Source organism: Streptomyces sp. CC53, assembly GCF_001865245.1.
Taxonomy (GTDB): Bacteria; Actinomycetota; Actinomycetes; order Streptomycetales; family Streptomycetaceae; genus Streptomyces.
Genome location: NZ_MKXB01000088.1, coordinates 18,507 through 38,836 on the forward strand (window position 1 = coordinate 18,507; position 20,330 = coordinate 38,836).

At 74.6% G+C, this 20,330-nt stretch carries 13 protein-coding genes and 1 pseudogene; 4 read left to right on the forward strand and 10 right to left on the reverse strand.

Annotated features, from left to right (window positions below):
* Window positions 1-11: 11 nt before the first annotated feature.
* On the reverse strand, window positions 12-2,306 hold the full coding sequence (locus tag BJP40_RS08090) for an ATP/GTP-binding protein (RefSeq protein WP_371258609.1): 2,295 nt from the start codon (window positions 2,304-2,306) through the stop codon (window positions 12-14).
* Window positions 2,307-3,470: 1,164 nt separating this feature from the next.
* Between BJP40_RS08090 and gabT the strand changes: the two genes are divergently transcribed.
* Both gabT and BJP40_RS31520 read left to right on the forward strand, forming a co-directional pair.
* On the forward strand, window positions 3,471-4,820 hold the full coding sequence (gene gabT, locus BJP40_RS08095) for a 4-aminobutyrate--2-oxoglutarate transaminase (protein ID WP_071279781.1): 1,350 nt from the start codon (window positions 3,471-3,473) through the stop codon (window positions 4,818-4,820).
* A gap of 136 nt (window positions 4,821-4,956) precedes the next feature.
* The gene (locus BJP40_RS31520; protein WP_079171005.1) at window positions 4,957-5,763 is read left to right on the forward strand and encodes a phosphatase PAP2 family protein; all 807 of its coding nucleotides are present in this window, start codon (window positions 4,957-4,959) and stop codon (window positions 5,761-5,763) included.
* Here the strand turns inward: BJP40_RS31520 and BJP40_RS08105 are convergent.
* Together BJP40_RS08105 and BJP40_RS08110 are read right to left on the reverse strand one after the other, a co-directional pair.
* Complete coding sequence (locus BJP40_RS08105) at window positions 5,678-7,621, reverse strand: chitinase (RefSeq protein ID WP_079171006.1); 1,944 nt, start codon at window positions 7,619-7,621, stop codon at window positions 5,678-5,680. The genes BJP40_RS31520 and BJP40_RS08105 overlap by 86 nt on opposite strands.
* A gap of 646 nt (window positions 7,622-8,267) precedes the next feature.
* Window positions 8,268-8,771 (reverse strand): annotated as a pseudogene (locus BJP40_RS08110) (hypothetical protein); the annotation flags it as partial.
* Window positions 8,772-9,155: 384 nt separating this feature from the next.
* On the opposite strand from BJP40_RS08110, the gene BJP40_RS08115 reads away from it, so the two are divergent.
* Window positions 9,156-9,902 (forward strand): GNAT family N-acetyltransferase, encoded by a 747-nt coding sequence (locus tag BJP40_RS08115; protein WP_079171007.1) that lies wholly within the window; start codon window positions 9,156-9,158, stop codon window positions 9,900-9,902.
* 12 nt (window positions 9,903-9,914) lie between these two features.
* On the opposite strand, the gene BJP40_RS08120 is transcribed toward BJP40_RS08115, so the two are convergent.
* From BJP40_RS08120 to BJP40_RS08150, 7 genes are all read right to left on the reverse strand, one after another.
* Window positions 9,915-11,693: a PP2C family protein-serine/threonine phosphatase gene (locus BJP40_RS08120; RefSeq protein ID WP_071279784.1), complete on the reverse strand. Its 1,779-nt coding sequence runs from the start codon at window positions 11,691-11,693 to the stop codon at window positions 9,915-9,917.
* 395 nt (window positions 11,694-12,088) lie between these two features.
* On the reverse strand, window positions 12,089-13,507 hold the full coding sequence (locus tag BJP40_RS08125) for an FAD-binding oxidoreductase (protein WP_071279786.1): 1,419 nt from the start codon (window positions 13,505-13,507) through the stop codon (window positions 12,089-12,091).
* Between the two features lie 29 nt (window positions 13,508-13,536).
* Window positions 13,537-14,343, reverse strand: a complete 807-nt coding sequence (locus tag BJP40_RS08130; RefSeq protein WP_071265441.1) for an ABC transporter permease — start codon at window positions 14,341-14,343, stop codon at window positions 13,537-13,539.
* Entirely contained in the window at window positions 14,343-15,278 is a 936-nt protein-coding gene (locus BJP40_RS08135) for an ABC transporter permease (protein ID WP_071279787.1), read from the reverse strand. Before BJP40_RS08135 ends, BJP40_RS08130 begins: the two co-directional genes overlap by 1 nt.
* Window positions 15,275-16,426: an ABC transporter ATP-binding protein gene (locus tag BJP40_RS08140; protein ID WP_071279789.1), complete on the reverse strand. Its 1,152-nt coding sequence runs from the start codon at window positions 16,424-16,426 to the stop codon at window positions 15,275-15,277. Before BJP40_RS08140 ends, BJP40_RS08135 begins: the two co-directional genes overlap by 4 nt.
* 123 nt (window positions 16,427-16,549) lie before the next feature.
* Window positions 16,550-17,797: a spermidine/putrescine ABC transporter substrate-binding protein gene (locus BJP40_RS08145; protein ID WP_071279791.1), complete on the reverse strand. Its 1,248-nt coding sequence runs from the start codon at window positions 17,795-17,797 to the stop codon at window positions 16,550-16,552.
* Window positions 17,798-17,905: 108 nt separating this feature from the next.
* A complete protein-coding gene (locus tag BJP40_RS08150; RefSeq protein ID WP_071279792.1) occupies window positions 17,906-19,468 on the reverse strand; it encodes a gamma-aminobutyraldehyde dehydrogenase in 1,563 nt (520 codons plus the stop codon).
* Window positions 19,469-19,643: 175 nt separating this feature from the next.
* Here BJP40_RS08150 and BJP40_RS08155 point away from each other — a divergent pair, with 175 nt between their 5' ends.
* Window positions 19,644-20,204: an NADAR family protein gene (locus tag BJP40_RS08155; RefSeq protein ID WP_071279793.1), complete on the forward strand. Its 561-nt coding sequence runs from the start codon at window positions 19,644-19,646 to the stop codon at window positions 20,202-20,204.
* The last annotated feature ends 126 nt before the right edge of the window (window positions 20,205-20,330 follow it).

A 20,330-nucleotide genomic window follows, 5' to 3' on the forward strand; every position in this document is an offset into this window, starting at 1 on the left:
CCGCCGTGCGGTCAGCCGCGCAGGTCCACGAGGAGCGGCGGGACGTGCTCGCCCTGGACGCGGGTCAGGGAGAGCACCGCGTGTCCGGCCGGGACCCCGTGCGCCAGTTCGGAGGCGGACCAGCGCTGCCGCTCCACCTCGCGGACGGTGATGGCCTCCGCGGTGGCGGCGCGGCCGGTGACCAGGCGGCGCAGCGCGTGCAGGAACCGCGTCAGCGGCTCGTCCGCGATGATCTGACGGTTGGTGACGTCGCGGGTCTGCACCCACTCGGTGCCCCACACCTCGGCGAACCGGCCGCCGTCCCACGGTGCGAGCCCCGCGAACGCCATGCGGCAGCCGACCGCGCCCAGCAGCGGACCGTGCAGGGCCTCCGGTACGTCCTGCAGGGTGCGCAGCGCCAGGACGACGCCCGCGTGGGCGGAGCGCAGCCGCTGGATGCCGCGGACGGCGTCGGCGCTGACGGTGTCGGTGGCGTCGTCCAGGACGAGGCAGGCGAACAGCGACCGGTCGGCGCGGGCGAGGGCGGCCTCGGTGAACTGGGCGAGCACCAGTCGGGCGATGATCCGGGACGCCTCGGCGTGGCCGCGTTCCGGCAGGTCGACGCGGACCCGCACGGGGTGCTCGATGGCCCGCAGGGAGAAGGGGCGCCCGGGGTGGTCCGCGGGGGGCTCTGCGGCGGGGGCCTTGCGGGACGGGTCCGCGGGCGTGTCCCGCCGGGGGCCGGTGGGGCCGTCGGTGCGGAAGACGTGCGCGAAGGCGGGCCGGTCGAGGAAGGCGATCCGTTCCGCCAGCAGCACCGCGACGTCGTCCCCGCGCTCGGCCTGCCGGGCCCGCGCGTCGAGGTCCCGCAGCTGGGCCGGGTCGTCGGCGACGGCGGCGCGCAGCGCGGCCACGGCGGCGGGCGCGCCGCCGAGGAGTTCGCGCAGCTCCGGCACGCCGGGGAAGTGGCCGTGCGCGGCGCGGTAGGGGCCGATGAGCTGGGCGAGGGCGGTCGCGGCGCGGCGCGTGTCCGGGAGGAGGTCGCCGGCCAGGGCCTCGGCGAGGAGCCGGGCCGCCTCGTCGGGTTCGTCGGCGCCGCCGTACAGGTCGAGGTCGTGCCGGGCCTCGGGGTCGCCGACGGCGATGACCACGTCGAAGGCGTCGTCGGGCGCGAGCCGGGTGCCCCGGGCGGTGACGGCCACGACGGCGGCGCGGCCCGCGAGGGCCTGGAGGCACAGCGACTCGGTGACCGGCCGGGTGAGCCGTTCCGTCTTGCCCGCTCCGGCGGGGCCGACGGCGAGCAGGGAGGTGCCGAGCAGCTCCGGCCCGAGGGCGACGCCGGTGGTGCGGCGGGCGTAGGGGTTGCGGGGGTGGTCGGCGGCCGTGCCGATGCGCACCTGCCCGGTGACGAGGTCGTGGGTGGCGGTGCGCGCGGGCAGGTCGCGCAGGCCGGAGGGGTGGGCGCAGGCCGCGGCACCGTGCGCGCGCACGGCCTCGGTGAAGGCGGCGAGCCGTGCGGGGTGGGTGCGCACCCCCTCCCAGGCGCGGTGGATGCGCGCGTAGTCGACGTCGCCGAGCGCGCCCGTGCGGGTGGCCTCGGCGAGCCGGGCGGCGGCTTCGGCGAGGCCTGCGTCCCGCAACTCGGGCCATTCGGCGGGGTCGGCCGCCCCTTGGGGGCCTTCGGGCTGTGGGTCGCGGGCGCCCCGGCGGCCGCGGCGGGCGACCACGGGCCAGCGGCCGGCGCGGCCGACGACCGCGACGACGGCGGCGGTGAGCGCCACGTAGTACGCGTTGGAGAACCACGTCAGCCACTCCACTGTCCTCGGCATCGCCCGCCACACGCCGGGGAGCAGCACGAACAGCGGCCAGAGCGGGACGCCGTAGCGGCGCCACAGCTCGCCCCAGTTGCCCAGCCGTCCCATGCCGAAGGCGATGAGGGCCAGCACGAGGCCGTAGTAGAGGTAGGTGAGGACGACGAACAGCGGGTACTGCGGGTGGTGGACGTTGGTCCAGTCGGTCGGCACGATCCAGAACATGGGCTGCACCCACCAGTTGCGGGTGAAGATCCAGCCGAACTGGAGGTAGCCGTTCCAGAGCAGTGACCAGAGGAGCCAGCCGCAGAGGTAGGCGATGAGCGCGCCGCTCACGAGTTGCCGGGCGGGCACGAGGTCGGGTTCCTCGGCCGGTCGCGGGCGGTGGCCGAAGCGCCAGACGCCGGGCTCGGCCTCGGGCCGTGGGGTGCGCAGCCACTCCAGTACGGAAGCCGCCCTGGTGCCGCCGCCGGTGGCGGGCGCCGGGCGGGGGGCGTGCCGGGGCACGGGAGGCACCGGGGGCGCGGGCGGGGCGCCGTCCTGGGGGTGGGGGCCCGGCCGCGGGGGCGGCGCGGACGGTTCCGGGGGTGCGGCCGGGCGTGGCACCGGGTCGGCGTGTGCGCCCCGTGCCTCGTACGACGTACCGTCCCTGTCCATTCCCTGCCCCCTGACCCGCCAGGCCCACACGTCCGTGCTCCCGTCAATCTAGTGCCCCCGGCGGGTGTTGGCCCGGGTGACGCGGCGTCACCGGCGGCGGGGACGCGGTCGCATGGCGACGGTCGCGTCCGGGCCGGCTCTTGGAGGCACCGTCGGGCGCGCCTTGGAGGCGCCGTCGAGCCGGCCGCCATCGCCTCGGCAGGCGCCCCCGCCGGAGCCGGCCGTCGGGCCGGGCCGGCCCGGCGTGACCCCGGGGTAGGCCGGCGCCGCCCCGGCACGGACCCAGTGCACCCGACGCTGCCGGCACCGGCGGCCAGGAGCGAGGGCCCGGCACCGCCTTCCGGGCGGCACGCTCACGTCCCCGGCCGACCGCGCCGCAGCAGTCCCGCCGCCACCGGCACGGACCCCCGGCGCGCACGGCCGTGCAGGCCGGCCGACGGGCCACCGACCGGCGGGGCGAGGCACGCACGGGCCGCCGGACCGGTGCGGGGGCGGGGACAGCGCACACGGCGGGTGAGCCGCCCGGGACACCGGGCGAGCCGAGCAGCGGAGACCAGGCAGCCCAGGCCGACGAAACCGTCCGAGCCGGTCGAGACGGACCCCCCTTGCCGACGAACCGCCCCGGCCGGCCGGGACAGGGCCCCGGGCCGGACACGGCCCCGGGCGACGGACCGCCCGACCGGCGGGGACGGGGCGAGCAGACGACGCCCCGCCACTCCGCAGCCGGAGGACGCGGGGCACGGGCTGGTCCGCCGCTCGACCGGCGGGCACGAGGCACCCGCAGGCGGGCGAACCACCCGGCAGCCGCCACGGGCGCGCACGGACCGCCCGACCGGCGGGTACCAGGCGCCCCGCGCCCGGCCGGCGGGGACGAGGGGCCCGCGGGCCCGCGCTATGTCCGTGGCGGACAACGGCATCCGTCACACCACTCCCGAACGGCGCATGCCCGGTCGCCCCGCCCGGGCCTAGCCTGCGGGAGAAAGTAGAGGCATAGCGTCCGTAAGCACCCCCCAGGAGCCCCGCATGACCGAAATCCCGCAGGAGCGCCGCGTCGTCACCGCCATTCCCGGCCCGAAGTCGCAGGAGCTTCAGGCACGCCGCGTCGCCGCGGTCGCCGCAGGCGTGGGCTCCGTGCTGCCGGTGTTCACCGCCCGCGCCGGCGGCGGCATCATCGAGGACGTCGACGGCAACCGCCTGATCGACTTCGGCTCCGGCATCGCCGTGACCTCCGTCGGCGCCTCCGCCGAGGCCGTGGTGCGCCGGGCGTCCGCGCAGCTCGCCGACTTCACGCACACCTGCTTCATGGTCACCCCGTACGAGGGCTACGTGGAGGTCGCGGAGGCGCTCGCCGAGCTGACCCCGGGCGACCACGCCAAGAAGTCCGCGCTGTTCAACAGCGGCGCCGAGGCCGTCGAGAACGCGGTCAAGATCGCCCGTGCCTACACCAAGCGCCAGGCCGTCGTCGTCTTCGACCACGGCTACCACGGCCGCACCAACCTCACGATGGCGCTGACGGCGAAGAACATGCCGTACAAGCACGGCTTCGGCCCGTTCGCGCCCGAGGTGTACCGCGTGCCGGTGGCGTACGGCTACCGCTGGCCGACCGGCCCGGAGAACTGCGGCCCGGAGGCCGCCAAGCAGGCCATCGACCAGATCACCAAGCAGGTCGGCGCGGAGAACGTCGCCGCGATCATCATCGAGCCGGTGCTCGGTGAGGGCGGCTTCATCGAGCCGGCCAAGGGCTTCCTGCCGGAGATCGTGAAGTTCGCCGACGACAACGGCATCGTCTTCGTCGCCGACGAGATCCAGTCCGGCTTCTGCCGCACCGGCCAGTGGTTCGCCTGTGAGGACGAGGGCATCGTCCCGGACCTCATCACCACCGCCAAGGGCATCGCGGGCGGTCTGCCGCTCGCCGCCGTGACCGGCCGCGCCGAGATCATGGACGCCGCGCACGCGGGCGGCCTCGGCGGCACCTACGGCGGCAACCCGGTGGCCTGCGCCGGTGCCCTCGGCGCCATCGAGACGATGAAGGAGCTCGACCTCAACGGCAAGGCGAAGCGCATCGAGGAGGTCATGAAGGGCCGTCTCGCCGCCATGCGGGACAAGTACGCCGACAAGGTCGGATGCAGCATCGGCGACATCCGGGGCCGCGGTGCGATGATCGCGATCGAGCTGGTGAAGGACCCGGCGACCAAGGAGCCGCACCCGGAGGCCGCCGCCGCGCTGGCGAAGGCCTGCCACGCCGAGGGCCTGCTGGTGCTGACCTGCGGCACCTACGGCAACGTGCTCCGCTTCCTGCCGCCGCTGGTCATCGGCGAGGACCTGCTGAACGAGGGCCTCGACATCATCGAGGGCGCCTTCGCCCGCGTCTGACGACGCTCCCGGCCGAGGGGCCGGACCGTGCCCGCGGGCCGGTGACCGGCGGGTACGTGAAGAAGCTGTGGGGGGCCGATGGCGGGTTGGAGATCCGTCTGTCGGCCCCCTCCCGTGTGTCGTACGGTCGTGGTGGATGAGAGAAGAACCCCGCTCGCAGGAGACTGCGGACGGCACCAGGCAGGGGCCTCCCCAGCCCCGTCCTGGGCGTGCCTCAGCGCACACCGCCGGCGCTTCCCGCTCCGGCACTCCTCACCGATCGGACCGTCGCCCGCCCCACACCCCCCGGGGCGCGCGGCTGCACACCGGTCCAGGCGGCCGCCCCGGAACACTCCCCCCTGTTCCTGGGCGGCCGGCTTCCGTTTCCGCCGCCGTCCTGCTGTGCGGCTTCGCGCTGGTCACCTGGCAGGTCGCCGTCCGGGGACCGCTGCTGCGGCTCGACGAGCGCGCCGGGCGGCTGCTCGCCGGGCGGGGGCCGGCCTGGCTGACCGAGGCGGGGGCGGACCTCGGCGGGCTGCCCGTCGCCCTGCCGGTGCTGCTGGCCGCCATGACGTACGCGGTGGTGCGCGGGCGCCGCTCCCACGCGCTGTACGCGGGTGCGGCCATGATCTCCGTCCCGGTCCTGGTCGTGCCGCTGAAGCTGCTGCTCGCCCGGCCCGGGCCGCTGACGGACGCGACCGGGTACTACCCGTCGGGGCACACGGCCACGGCTCTCGTGGCGTACTGCGGGGCGGCGCTGCTGGTGCACCGGCGCCTGCTGCTGCCCGTCGCCGCCTTCGCGGTCGCGGCGACGGGCTGCGGTCTCGTCCTGCGGGGCTACCACTGGCCGCTGGACGTGGCGGGCAGCGTGCTGCTGTTCACCGGGTCGTGGCTGCTGCTCGCGGCCATGCGTAGGCGTCGAAGTTCCGGGAGAACTCCCAGCCGCCGAAGCGGTCCCAGTTGATCGACCACGTCATCAGGCCGCGCAGGGCGGGCCAGGTGCCGTGGGTGCGGTAGTCGCCGCAGCCGGTGTTCCTCGTCAGGCAGTCGAGGGCCTTGCGCACCTCGGCGGGCGGGGTGTGGCCGTTGCCCGCGTGCGGGGAGGCGGGGAGGCCGACGGCGACCTGTTCGGGCCGCAGGGCGGGGAAGAACCGGGAGGCGTCGCCGGCCACGGGGAAGCCGGTGAGCAGCATGTCCGTCATCGCGATGTGGAAGTCGGCGCTGCCCATGTGGTGGTAGCGGCCGTCGAGGCCCATGACCGGGCCCGAGTTGTAGTGCTGCACGTGGAGCAGGGTCAGGTCGTCGTGCAGCGCGTGGATGACGGGCAGGTACGCGCCGGCGCGCGGGTCCTGCCCGCCCCAGGGGCCCGAGCCGTAGAACTGGTGGCCGAGCTGCACGAAGAACGTCTCGGGCGCCATGGTGAGCACGAAGTCGGGGCCGTAGCGGCCCTTGAGGGTCTTGAGCGCCTGGATCAGGTGCACGATGACCGGGGTGGTGGGATGGCGGAAGTCGGTGTCGCCGTCGTCGAGGGACAGGGAGTGGCCTTCGAAGTCGACGTCCAGGCCGTCGAGGCCGTACTCGTCGATGATCGCGGAGACGGAGGAGACGAAGGTGTCGCGCGCGGCGGGCGTGGCGAGCCGGACCTGCCCGTTCTGGCCGCCGATGGAGATCAGGACCTTCTTGCCCACGGCCTGCTTGGCCTTGATGGCGGCCTTGAACTCGGCGGGCGACTCGACGTCCGGGCATTCGGCGGCGGGGCAGAGGCGGAAGCGGATGTCGCCGGAGGTGACGGAGGTGGGCTCGCCGAAGGCGAGGTTGACGACGTCCCAGGTGTCGGGGACGTCGGCCATCCGGGTGTAGCCGGAGCCGTTGGCGAAGCTGGCGTGGAGGTAGCCGACGAGGGCGTGCTCGGGGAGGGCGGGGCCGGGCCCGGGGCCGCCCGCGTCGGCCGTCCGCACGGTCACCGGCGCCGACCTGGCCGATTCGCCCGCGCTGTTGCGGGCGGTGACCTGGAAGGCGTACGAGGTGGCGGGGGCCAGGCCGGTGACGGTGGCGGAGGTCCCGGTCGTCGTCAGGGCCTCGGCGCCGTCGCGGTGGACGGTGTAGCCGGTCGCGCCGGTGACGGGCTGCCAGTGGAGCGGCACGCTGGTGGAGGTGGGGGTGCCCGCGGTGAGCCCGGTGGGGGCGGCGGGTGTCTCGACGGGGTCGCCGCCGGGTCCGGTGAGGGACACGTCGTCGGCCTGGTAGGCGGGCGTGCCGTACCAGCCGTGGAGGTGGAGGGTGACGGACGTGGTGGAGGGGCCGGTGCGGAACGTGGTGGTGAGGTGGTGCCAGTCGGGGGCGGAGGGGGTCCACGTCGACACGTCCGAGGTGCCGGTACCGGACGCGCCGAGGTGGACGTAGCTGCCGCGGACCCAGGCGCCCAGGGTGTACGCCGCGTCGGGGCGGACCGCCACGGTCTGGGAGCACCGGGCGTTGTCGCCGCCCGTCGGGGTGGCCTGGAGGGCGCGGGCGCCGCTGCGGACGGGTGAGGTGACGGCGGCCCCGCTTCCGGCCGTGCAGGTCCAGCCGTCCAGACCGGCTTCGAAACCGCCGTTGCGGACCAGTTCCGTGTCCTGCGCGGCGGTGCGGGGCACGGAGTCGCCGGCGGGCCCCGGAGCGGGGGGCACGGTCGGGGCGGGCAGGGGGCGCGCGGCGGTGGTGCGGGGTGCGTCGGCGCGGGCTGTCTGCGCCGTGGTGGCGAGGCCGCCGGCGGCGAGCAGGGCCGCCAGGACGGCGGCCAGGGGTCTTGCGGGGCGGGAGGGGTGCACAACTGCCTCCATGAGTGGGGATGTTGGAGTGCGGCGCGCCCCACAACATGGTCCAGACCAATCGGGTTGTCAAGGTGCCGCAGAGGGCGCGGGACGGGACCCTCCGGCCGGTCGGCGCCCCCGCTGCCGCCGGCCCGGTCCCGCCGCCGCGACGCTCACGCGGCCCCTGCCGCCCCTGGCCCGGACCTGCCGCCCCCCTCCCGTGCGGCTTCGCGCCCCGGGCCACCGCGTCGGTTCCGTCCCGCCCGCTCCGGGCCCCCGCCAGGATTCAGGCCCCGTCTGCCTCCGCCCCGCCCCTGCCGCCTTCACCGCCGACCGCGCGCTTGCCCCTGCCACCAGGCGGCTCGCCGCCCTCGGTGGCGGGGGCCACCTCCGTGCCGCTCCCGCCGACGCCACCGCCCCGACCGTCCCCGTCCCCGCTCCCGGCCCCGGCCCCGGCCCCGGCCCCGGCCTCGACGACGGACCGCCCGCCGCTCCCGCCGCCCCCTCCGCCCCGACAGGCCCCGGACCCGCCTGCGGACGGTGCGTCGCCGCCGCCCCGGCCGGTCCCGCCCGTACCGCTTCCGCTGCCGTCCTCCCTCCCCGCGCCGCCGTCGGCGGGGTCGTCCCCCACCCCGTGCCGCCCGCCGGCGGCCCCGGGACGTCCCCACCAGGGGCGCTCGCCCCCGCCCTCCGCGAGGCTGCCGGCGGCCTCGTGCAGTGCCAGCTCCAGCAGCACCGGGTCGGTGAGGGTGCCGGTGCCGTCCGGCAGCACCAGCCAGCGCACCCCGCCGGTGGTCCTCCCCGGGTACGGCACCACGATCCACGTGCCGGGGCCCGCCGTGCGCACCCCCGTGCCGATCCACCGGGCCGCGGTGCCCGGCGGGACGAAGAAGCCCATGCGCGCGTCACCGAAGTCCGCCAGGACCGGTCCGGGCCGGCCGACGAGGCGCTGGAGCACGTCGAGCGTCGGGTGGCCGAGCCTGCCCGGGATGATCAGCACGTCCCAGCGCCGCCCCGCCGGCAGCAGCGCCACCCCCGTCGTGCTGCGCTCCCACTCCCACCGGCAGGCGTCCGGGTCCGGTGCCACCGACACCAGCCACTCCACCGCCGCCCTGGCCCCTGGCGCCCTTGCCCCGGCCGAGCCGGAACCGGACGCTCCCGAAGCCCCCGTACCTGTCATCGCGCACAGCCTCCCTGTCCGTCTGCGGACGTGTGTGACTGCCCCTGTGAGCAGTGCGTTCACACGGGGAGAGGGGGGTGGCCGCGGATCATTACGCGGGTTGGGAGACCACGAAGGAGTGAACGGGCTCACGGGGGCGCACAGCGGGCGCGGCAGGCGTGGTGCGAGGTTTCACCCGCGCGTGCGCATGCCTTCTCCCGGGGTTCTGTTCAGCGGGGGTCCGTGGCTGCATACTGAGCTCCTCGCCCCGGTGCCGCATCGGTTCAGCCCGCCCGTGCACACCCGTCGGTGACACGGACGGCCCCGCCCGGCGAGCCTCTCCCTCACTCGCGCGCCGCGACGCCGGCGCGGGAGCTCCCCTGCTCGTGAAAGACCGATGTTCCGTTGCCAGTACCTGTTGTCCTCGACGGGCGCACGGTGCGCCTGGAGCCGCTGGCCCTGTGCCACGCGGAGGGCCTCGCCCAGGCCGGTGCTCAGGATCGTGCCGCGTACGCCTTCACACCGGTGCCCGACGGGCCCGAGGCGGCGCGCGACTACATCGCCCGGGCGCTCGGTGATCAGGCGGCGGGGCGTGCCCTGCCGTTCGCGATGCTGAGCGCCGCCGACGGGCGGGTGATCGGTTCCACCCGGTTCCTGGAACTCGACTACTGGCGGGGGCCGATGGTCTGGCCGCCGGTCACGGGCGTGCCGTTCGGCGATCCCGTCACGGCGGTGCCGGACGCCGCCGAGATCGGCAACACGTGGATCGCGGCCGGTGCCCGCGGCACGGGCGCCAACACGGAGGCGAAGCTGCTCATGCTCGCCCACGCCTTCGAGACGTGGGGCGTGCGGCGGGTCTCCCTGCGCGCTGACGCCCGCAACAGCCGGTCGCGGACGGCGATCGAGCGGCTGGGCGCCACCTGCGAGGGGGTGCGCCGGGCGCACTCGCGCGGGCTCGACGGGGTGGTGCGCGACACGGCGTTCTACTCGGTGCTGCGCGAGGAGTGGCCGACCGTGCGGTCCATCATCGAGCTGCGGCTGTCGGCGGGGCACGAGGTGCGGCTGCTCGCCCCGTCGTTCCCGGCGCCGGACCCGCACCCGCACCCGCACGGCGACCCGGACACGGCGGCGAGCCGGCTCATGCCCGCCTGACGCCCGGGCCGGCTACCGCGTGCGGAGGCGTACGGCGAGCAGGCAGGCGTCGTCCTCGTGGGTCGCCCTCCCGTACTCCTCCGCCAGCCGGTCCACGACCCGCTGCGGCTCGGCGCTGCCGAGGGACACCAGGCGGCGCGCCAGCGCGTCGACGCCCTCGGTGATGTCCTGGCCGCGCCGCTCCACGACCCCGTCGGTGTACAGCAGCAGGTCGCCGTCGGCGAGGGGCAGCTCCGCCGTCTCGTAGGCATGGCCGGGCAGCGCGCCGAGGAGGGGCCCCCGGTGCTCGGTCGGCAGGGCGGACGCCGTGCCGTCCCGCAGCAGCAGCGGCGCGGGGTGCCCGGCGGAGGCCCAGCGCAGGACCTGCTCGGGGCCGATGTGGCCGACGACCACGCTCGCCATCGCGGCGGCGGGGTCTGTGGCCACCAGCTCGTTCAGCCAGGTGGCCACGGAGCCCGGGTCGGCCCCCGTCTGGGCCAGCCCGGCCGTCGCGTACCGCTGCTGCGCCATGCGGGCCACCGCGTCCAGGCCGTGGCCCTGCGCGTCACCGACCGCGATCAGCGCCTGGCCGTCGGGCTGGCGCCGGCACTTGTACCAGTCGCCGCCCACGGCCGCGTCCTCCTCCGCCGGCAGGTAGGCGGCCGCCGCGCTGATGCCGAGCTCCGCGAGCCCCTGGGAGTACGTCGGCAGCACCGCCTCCCGCAGCGCCGACGCGACGTGCCGCTCGGCCTCCGCCTGCTGCCGCAGCTGGCGGGCCTCCGTCTCCTTGGCGACCAGGCGGCGCCTGCTGCGCATCTGCGGGGTGAGGTCGCGGGCCACCATCTGCACCGCCCAGGGCCGCCCGTCGGTGCCCGCCACCGGCCGGCCCAGCAGGTCCACCGTCCGGACCTCCCCGACCACGTTGAACCGGATCCGGGTCCAGGCGGGCTCCTCCCCCGCCAGCACCGAGGCCACGAACTCGCCGAACGCCTCCAGGTCCGCGGCGAGCACCGCGTCGCACATCTCCAGCAGGGACCACGGCAGCTGCGGGTCGGCGCGGAAGATCCGCTGCAGGCCCTCCGACCACGACACCGTGCCCGACAGCAGGTCCCAGCGGCCCCACCCCATCGACGCCAGGTGCTGCGCGTCGATGGTGAGCAGCTCCGCCTGGCTGCGCACCGGCCGCCAGGTCATCAGCAGCCGGTCGCCGCTGCGGGCGGCGTGGTGCACCAGCTGGACGCGCCGCAGCCGGCCGAACCGCTCCTCGGTGTAGTCCACGACGAGGCCGCCCAGCGCCTTGCCGGTCTCCAGCACCTCGACCAGCGCGTCCCGCAGTCCGCTCGCCGCCGCCCCGGGCAGGGCCGCCAGGTACCTGCGGCCGACCTGCTGGTCCGGTGGGGCCAGCCACTGGGCGGAGCGGACGTGGTTCCCGGCCCGGATGAGGAAGTCGGTGACGGTGCCGGAGTCGTCGCGTACCGGTTCCAGGAGGGCGGCGGACGCGGGGACGGCGGGCAGCGCGGCGCACAGGCACCGCTCCGGGTCGTGGTCGGGGCCCGCCCCGACGCACAGGTGCAGCGGCCCGTCACCCTGGCCGCAGGGGCACTGCTCCACGGCGTCGGCCGCCCGGTCCCGCTGTTCCTCGGCCGCGTCGGCGAGCGCGCGCTCCGCCCTCCTCGCCCGGGGGGAGGAGGACCGGGACGCGGCGCTCCCCGCCTCCTCCGTCACCTGCCGCACGTCGCTGCGCAGGGCTTCGGTCTCCCGCTCGATGAACGCCTTCAGCGACACCACGTCGAAACTGCCCGGCTGCGTCATGGGGTGACCTCCCCGGGGTGGACGCACAGGTGGTCCAGCTACCGCGTTGCCGTCGGGGTGGACCGTAAACCCGCCGCGGGTGGCGACGCGGGGTGCGCGGGAGAGGCGGCGCCCTGGCACTGCTTCGTGCACGGCTCCGTCCGGTGGCGGCGGGATGCGCGGGAGAGGCGGCCGGCGCGGCGCATCCCTCGGGCCGGGGTCGCGCAGGGCGCCCGCACGCGCGGCGCCTCCTTCCGTCCGGTGGGGGTAGCCGATGGCCGCCCCGCCCGTGGCCGTCGTCCCGCCGCCCCGTCCCCGGGCGGGCCGCCCGGGGACGGGCCGCCCGGGGACGGGCCACGGGCCGCGCGCCGGCCACCGCCGCCGAGTCGCGGGGCCCGTCGCGCCCGCCCGGTGCCTCAGCTGTCGAAGCCGAGCCCGACGCGGTCCATCGCCCGCAGCCACAGGTTGCGCCGGCCGCCGTTGGCGTCGGCGCGGGCCATGGACCACTTCGTCACGCCGATGCCCGCCCAGGCGAACGGTTCCGGCGGGAAGGGCAGCGGCTTGCTGCGGACCATCTCCAGCGCCGTGCGTTCCGTGGTCTCGCCCGACAGCAGGTCGAGCATCACGTCCGCGCCGAACCGGGACGCGCCGACACCGAGCCCGGTGTAGCCCAGCGCGTAGGCGACCCGGCCGCGGTGGGCGGTGCCGAAGAACGGGGAGAAGCGGGAGCAGGTGTCGATGGCCCCGCCCCACGCGTGGCTGAAGCGGACGCCGTCCAGCTGCGGGAAGCAGCGGAAGAAGTGCTCGGCGAGCGTGAGGTAGGTCTCGGGGCGCTGGTCCAGCTCGGCGCGGACGCGGCCGCCGAAGGGGTAGATCGCGTCGTAGCCGCCCCAGAGGATGCGGCGGTCGGCGGTGAGCCGGAAGTAGTGGAACTGGCTGGCGGTGTCCGCGAGGCCCTGCCGGTTGTGCCAGCCGACGGAGGCGAGCTGTCCCTCGGTGAGCGGCTCCGTCATCAGGGCGTAGTCGTACACGGGGACGGTGTAGTGCCTCAGGCGCCGCACCAGGGCGGGGAAGACGTTGGTGCCGAGCGCCACCTGGCGGGCGAGGACCCGGCCGTACGGGGTGCGGACGGCCATCGACGCGCCGGAGGTGCCCAGGGAGAGGCCCCGGGTGTTCTCGTAGATCCGCACGCCGGCGTCCAGGCAGGCCCGCTTGAGGCCCCAGGCGAGCTTCGCGGGGTGCAGCAGGGCGACGCCGCGCCGGTCCCACAGCCCGCCGAGGAAGGTCGGCGAGTCGACCTCGGCGCGCACGGCGTCGCGGTCGAGGAGCTCCAGGCCGTCCGCGAGGCCGAGCCGGTCGGCCTGCTCGTGCATCTCGGCCAGTTCGGCCAGCTGGTGCGGCTCGGTGGCGACGTCGATCTCGCCGGTCCGCTCGAAGTCGCAGTCGATGCCGTAGGCGGCGACCGCCGCCTCGATGGCGTCGAGGTTGCGGATCCCGAGCTCCTCCAGCTTCGCCAGCTCGCCGGGCCAGCGGGCGAGGCCGTTGCCGAAGCCGTGGGTGAGGGAGGCGGCGCAGAAGCCGCCGTTGCGGCCGGAGGCGGCCCAGCCCGCCTCCCGGCCCTCGATGAGCACCACGTCCCGCCGCGGGTCGCGCTCCTTGGCGAGGAGCGCCGTCCACAGTCCGCTGTAGCCGCCGCCGACCACGAGCAGGTCGCAGTGCTCGGTGGCGGTGAGGGCGGGCCGTGCGGCGGGCTTGCCGGGGTCTTCCAGCCAGTAGGGGACGGGCTGGGCGTCCGAGAGTGATCGTGCAGCGGTACGCATGGCGACTGGGGCCATGACTTCCAACTCCCTCAGGGTGTCCGGTGTTACTGGAGGTGTTCGGTGCGCTTCCGGCGGGCGGCGAGGAACTGCCCGGCGACGACCACCAGGACCGCGATGGCGAACATGGCGGTGCCGATGACGTTGATCTGCACGGGCGTGCCGCGCTGGGCCGAGCCCCACACGTACATCGGGAAGGTGACGGTGGTGCCGGAGTTGAAGTTGGTGATGATGAAGTCGTCGAACGACAGGGCGAAGGCGAGCAGGGCTCCGGCCGCGATGCCGGGCGCCGCGATCGGCAGGGTGACGCGCAGGAAGGTCTGCACGGGGCCGGCGTAGAGGTCCCGTGCGGCTTCCTCCAGCCGCGGGTCCATGGACATGACCCGCGCCTTGACGGCGACGACGACGAAGCTGAGGCAGAACATGACGTGGGCGATCAGGACCGTCCAGAAGCCCAGCTCGGCCCCCATGTTGAGGAAGAGGGTCAGCAGCGAGGCGGCCATGACGACCTCGGGCATCGACATCGGCAGGAAGATCAGCGAGTTGATCGCGCCGCGCGCCCGGAAGCGGTAGCGGACCAGCGCGAAGGCGATCATCGTGCCGAGGGCGGTGGCGGCGAGGGTGGCCCAGGCGGCGAGCTGGAGGGACAGCCCGAGGGCGGTGCACAGGTCGGGGGCGCCGCAGGGGTCCTTCCAGGCGTCGAGGGAGAACTGCCGCCACTCGTAGTTGAAGCGGCCCCGGGGCCGGTTGAAGGAGAACACCATCACGACGATGTTCGGCAGGACGAGGTAGGCGAGCGTGAGGAGGCCCGCGAGCACGACGAGGTTCCGTCGGATCCAGCGCAGCAGCGGCATCAGACCAGGTCCTCCGTTCCGGCCCGGCGGATGTAGACCGTGACCATGATCAGCACGATGGCCATGAGGATGAACGACAGCGCGGCCGCCGTGGGGTAGTCGAGCACCCTCAGGAACTGCGACTGGATGACGTTGCCGATCATCTTGGTGTCCGTCGAGCCGAGCAGTTCGGCGTTGACGTAGTCGCCGCTCGCCGGGATGAAGGTGAGCAGCGTGCCGGAGACGACACCCGGCATGGACAGCGGGAAGGTGACCTTCCGGAAGGTCGTGGCGGGCGAGGCGTACAGGTCGTGGGCGGCTTCGTGGAGCCGCGGGTCGATGCGCTCCAGCGAGGTGTAGAGCGGCAGGATCATGAACGGCAGGAAGTTGTACGTGAGGCCGCAGACGACGGCGAGCGGCGTGGCGAGCACGCGGTCGCCCTCGGTGAGGCCGAGCGCGCTCGTGACGTCGAGGACGTGCAGGGCGTCGAGCGCCCCGACCACCGCGCCGCCGTCGGCGAGGATCGTCTTCCAGGCCAGCGTGCGGATGAGGAAGCTGGTGAAGAACGGGGCGATGACGAGGACGAGCAGGAGGTGGCGCCAGCGTCCCGCGCGGAAGGCGATGAGGTACGCGAGCGGGTAGCCCAGCAGCAGGCACAGCAGGGTCGCGGTCCCGGCGTACAGCAGGGACTTCACGAACTGCGGGTAGTAGGCGCCGAGCGCGTCCGCGTACGTCTGGAAGTGCCAGGTGACGGTGAAGCCCTGCTCCAGGGAGCCGGTCTGGACGGACGTGGACGCCTGGTAGACGAGCGGCAGCGCGAAGAACACCAGCAGCCACAGGATGCCGGGGAGCAGCAGCCAGTACGGCACCAGCCGCTTGCGGGTGGACCGCTTGCGCACGGCGGGGGCGGCTGCGGGCGGCTTCGCCGCGGGCGGGGTCCGGGTGAGCGCGGTCATGCGGTGCCCCCCACGGTCTCCACGCCGGCGGAGCGGTCCTGCGCGGCGTCGAGGCCGAAGCTGTGGGCGGGGTTCCAGTGCAGGACGACCTCCGCGCCGGGAACGAGCCGCGGGTCCCGCTCGATGTTCTGCTCGTACACCTGGAGGCCGCTGCCGGCGGGCCCGTCGACGACGTACTGGGTGGAGACGCCGATGAAGGAGGCGTCGGAGATGCGGCCGGTGACCTTGTTGCGTCCGGTCGGGACCGCGTCCGCGTCGTCGGCGTGCGCGAGCGTGATCTTCTCCGGGCGGATGCCGAGGAGCAGGGTCCCGCCGGTGGTGGTGGGGGCGGCGCACCGGCCGGCGGGGAGGCGCAGCGTGCTGCCGCCCGCGGTGACGGTGATGTCGTCGCCCGCTGCGGCGACTTCGGCCTCGACGAGGTTGGAGGTGCCGAGGAAGTTCGCGACGAAGGTGGAGCGCGGGTTGTCGTAGAGCTCGGCGGGCGCGCCGAGCTGCTCGACGCGGCCTCCGTTCATCACCGCGACCGTGTCGGCCATGGTCATGGCCTCCTCCTGGTCGTGGGTGACGTGGACGAAGGTGATGCCGACCTCGGTCTGGATGCGCTTGAGCTCCAGCTGCATCTGGCGGCGCAGTTTGAGGTCGAGGGCGCCGAGCGGCTCGTCGAGGAGGAGCACCTGGGGGTGGTTGATGAGGGCGCGGGCGACGGCGACGCGCTGCTGCTGGCCGCCGGACAGCTGGTGGGGCCGGTGCCTGGCCTTGTCGCCGAGCTGGACCAGCTCCAGCATCTCGTCGACCTGCTTCTTCACCGAGGTGATGCCGCGGCGGCGCAGGCCGAAGGCGATGTTCTCGGAGATGTCGAGGTGCGGGAAGAGCGCGTACGACTGGAAGACGGTGTTGACGGGCCGTTTGTGCGGGGGCAGGTCGGTGACGTCCCGGTCGCCGAGGTGGATGGTGCCGGTGGTGGGGTCCTCCAGGCCGGCGATCATGCGGAGGGTGGTGGTCTTGCCGCAGCCGGAGGCGCCGAGGAGGGCGAAGAAGGAGCCCTGGGGGACGGTGAGGTCGAGCGGGTGGACGGCGGAGAAGGAGCCGTAGGTCTTGCTGATGCCGGTGAGGCGGAGGTCGCCTCCGGCGTGGGTGTCGGTCGTCATGAGTCGTGGTCCCAGGTGTGAGGGCGGGCGCCGTTCAGGGCGGGGATCGGGTCCGGGGGCGGACGTCCCCCGGGCGGGCACGGCCGGTGCGTGCGGCACGGGCCTGTGCGGGCGGCGGCCCGCCTACGCTCCGATGAGCTTGGCGAACTTCTCCTCGTACGCCGTCTCCTCCTCGGTGCTGAGGGAGCGGAAGGCGTGCGACTTCGCGGCCATGGCCTTGTCCGGCAGGATCAGCGTGTTGGACGCCAGCTCGGGGTCGATCTTCGCCAGCTCCGGGCCCACGCCGTCGACGGGGCACACGTAGTTGATGTAGGCGGCGAGCTGCGCGGCGACCGGGAGCTCGTAGTAGTAGTCGATGAGCTTCTCGGCGTTGGTCTTGTGCCGGGCCTGCGCGGGGACCAGGAGGTTGTCGGTGGAGGTCATGTAGCCGGCGGCGGGGATGGCGAAGCGGATGTCCGGGTTGTCGACCTGGAGCTGGATGAGGTCGCCGGCCCAGGCGAGGCACGCGGCGATGTCGCCCTTGCTGAGGTCGCCGGTGTAGTCGTTGCCGGTGAAGCGGCGGATCTGCTTGGTGTCGACGCCCTTCTGGAGGCGGCCGAGCGCGGCGTCGAAGTCGGCGTCGGTGACCTTGCCGGGGTCCTTTCCCATGTCGAGGAGGGTCATGCCGACGGAGTCCCGCATCTCCTGGAGGAAGGCGACGCGGCCCTTGAGCTTCGGGTCGTCGAGGAGCTGGGTGACGGAGTCGACCTTGCGGCCGCCGGTCGCCTTGATGTTGTACGCGATGACGGTGGAGATGCCGGTCCAGGGGTACGAGTAGGCCCGGCCCGGGTCCCAGTCGGGGCGGCGGAACTGCGGCGCCAGGTGGGCGTAGGCGTGGGGGAGGTTGGCGGGGTCGAGCTTCTGGGCCCAGCCGAGGCGGATGATGCGGGCGGCGAGCCAGTCGGTGACGCAGACCAGGTCGCGGCCGGTGTCCTGGCCGGCGGCGAGCTGCGGCTTGATCTTGCCGAAGAACTCGACGTTGTCGTTGATGTCCTCGGTGTACTTGACCTTGATGCCGGTGCGCCGGGTGAACGCCTCCAGGGTGGGGCGGTGCTTCTCGTCGTCGCTGATGTCGATGTACTGGGTCCAGTTGGAGAAGGCGAGGGTCTTCTCCTCGGCCGAGTGGTCCGTGGACGAGGAACCCTGGCCCTCCCGCTTGGCGGGCGGGATGCCGCAGGCGCTCAGGGCCCCCAGGCCGCCGAGGGTGAGGGCGCCGACGCCCGAGGCCCGCAGCAGCGAGCGGCGGGTGAGGGAGGCCCTGCCGTTCGCCAGGCTCCGCCGCATCGCGGCGACCTGGGCCGCGGAGAGGCTGTCGGGCTCGTACTGCTCCATGCGCTGTGCCTTTCGGGAGGGAGGGGTCGGGGCCGCTGGTCGGGCGGCGTCCCTGCGGGCTGTCGGTCCCCGTCCGCGCGGTGCCGGTGCGGTCCGTGAGGGTGCGGTCTAGCGGCCGCCGAAGACAGTGCGGTGCCAGTCCTTCCTCGCGACCGCGGTGTTGTCGAACATGACGTGCTTGACCTGGGTGTACTCCTCGAAGGAATACGGTGACATGTCCTTTCCGAAGCCGGAGGCCCGGTACCCGCCGTGCGGCATCTCGCTGATGATCGGGATGTGGTCGTTGATCCACACGCAGCCCGCCTTCAGTTCGCGGCTGGCGCGGCCGGCGCGGTACACGTCGCGGGTCCAGGCGGAGGCGGCGAGCCCGTAGGGCGTGTCGTCGGCGAGGGCGAGGCCCTCGTCGTCGGTGTCGAAGGGCAGCACGGCGAGGACGGGTCCGAAGACCTCGCTCTGCACGATCTCGCTGTCCTGGGCGGCCCCGGCGACCAGGGTCGGCGGGTAGTAGGCGCCGGCGGCGAGCTCACCGCCGGGGACCTCTCCCCCGGTCACGACGGTGGCGTACGCGCGGGCCCGGTCGACGAAGCCCGCGACGCGGTCGCGCTGGGCGCGGCTGACGAGCGGCCCGAGGTCGGTGCCCTCCGCGTACGGGTCGCCGAGCCGCACGGTCGCCATGAGGGCGGCGACCTGCTCCACGAACGCGTCGTACAGGGGCCGCTGGACGTAGGCGCGGGTGGCGGCGGTGCAGTCCTGGCCGGTGTTGATGAGCGCGCCCGCCACGGCGCCGTGGACGGCGGCCTCCAGGTCGGCGTCGTCGAAGACGACGAAGGGGGCCTTGCCGCCGAGTTCGAGGTGGAGGCGCTTGACCGTGGCGGTGGCCAGTTCGGCGACCCGCCGGCCGACGGCCGTGGAGCCGGTGAAGGAGGTCATGGCCACGTCGGGGTGCGAGACGAGGTGCTCGCCCGCGTCCCGTCCGGCGCCGGTGACGATGTTGACCACCCCGTCGGGGATGCCCGCCTCGGTGGCCGCCTGGGCGAACATCAGCGAGGTCAGCGGCGTCAGCTCGGCGGGCTTGAGGACGATGGTGTTGCCGGCGGCGACCGCCGGGAGGATCTTCCACGCGGCCATCTGGAGGGGGTAGTTCCAGGGGGCGATGGACCCGACGACCCCGATGGGCTCCCGGCGGACGTACGAGGTGTGGTCCGCGCTGTACTCGCCGGCGGACTGGCCCTGGAGGTGGCGGGCGGCCCCGGCGAAGAAGGCGGTGTTGTCGACCGTGCCGGGGACGTCGAACTCCCGGGTCAGCCGGAGGGGCTTGCCGCACTGGAGGGACTCGGCGCGAGCGAGGTCCTCGGCCTGCTCGGCGAGGACGGCGGCGAACCGGTGCAGTGCGTCGGAGCGCTCGGCGGGGGTGGCACCCGCCCAGGCGGGGAACGCGTCACGTGCGGCGGCGACGGCGGCGTCCACGTCGGCGGTGCCGGCCAGCTCGTAGGTGAGGACCTCCCGCCCGGTGGCGGGGTCGGTCACCGTGTGGCTGCGGCCCGAGGTGCCGGAGCGCAGCCGCCCTCCGATGTACTGGGCACCCGGCGCGAACCGCTGCTGTACGGCGGCGGTGTCCTGCGCCTTGTCGGGTGTCTGTGCTGTCTGGGCTGTCCGGCAGCCGTTCCCCATGACGCTCTCCGTTGTCCCGGCCTGAATTGAGTGCCGATCCTGACAGAGGGAGCAGTCCTCAACAAGGGATTCCGTTGTTGCCTTTTGGTTACGCGACGGATTCGGTCGACCATGTGTCGGGTGCGGCAGAAAATTCCCGTACGGACTGTCCGTGGCGGGTGGGAGGCTGGCGTGCATGGAACGCGTAGGTGAGCTGATCGAGCAGGTCAGCAGGGGTGAGCGGGTCAGGTTCCTGCACTTCTGGGGGCATCGCCCCCGGCAGGACGGCAGCATCGGCGCGCCCTGCCTCAGCCAGTGGTGGCCCTCGCCGTTCACCGTCGACGGGGTCCGGTACGCGACGGCGGAGCACTGGATGATGGCGGCCAAGGCCCGCCTCTTCGGTGACGCCGGGGCCGAGCAGGAGGCGGTCCGGGCGCCGAACCCGGCGCTGGCGAAGAAGGCCGGGCGTCTGGTGCGCGGCTTCGACGAAGGCGTGTGGAAGAAGGAGCGCTTCGGCATCGTGGTGGCCGGCAGCGTCCACAAGTTCGGCCAGCACGCGGAGCTGCGTGACTACCTGATGCGCACGGGCGACCGGGTACTGGTGGAGGCGAGCCCGGTGGACCGCATCTGGGGCATCGGGCTGGCCGCCGACGACGAGCGGGCCTCGGACCCGGCGCGCTGGCGGGGGCTGAACCTGCTGGGCTTCGCGCTGATGGAGGCCCGCGAGCAGCTCCGTACGGGGGTGGCGGCGCCGTAGCCCCGCCCCCTGGAGTGCGGTCCGGGCGGCCCGGACGGTGAGCGGCCCCGCCCGGAGCGGGCCCGGGCGGCCCGCCGGTGCGCACCCGCCGCGGGGCGGAGGCGGCGCGCGGCGGGCCTCAGCGGA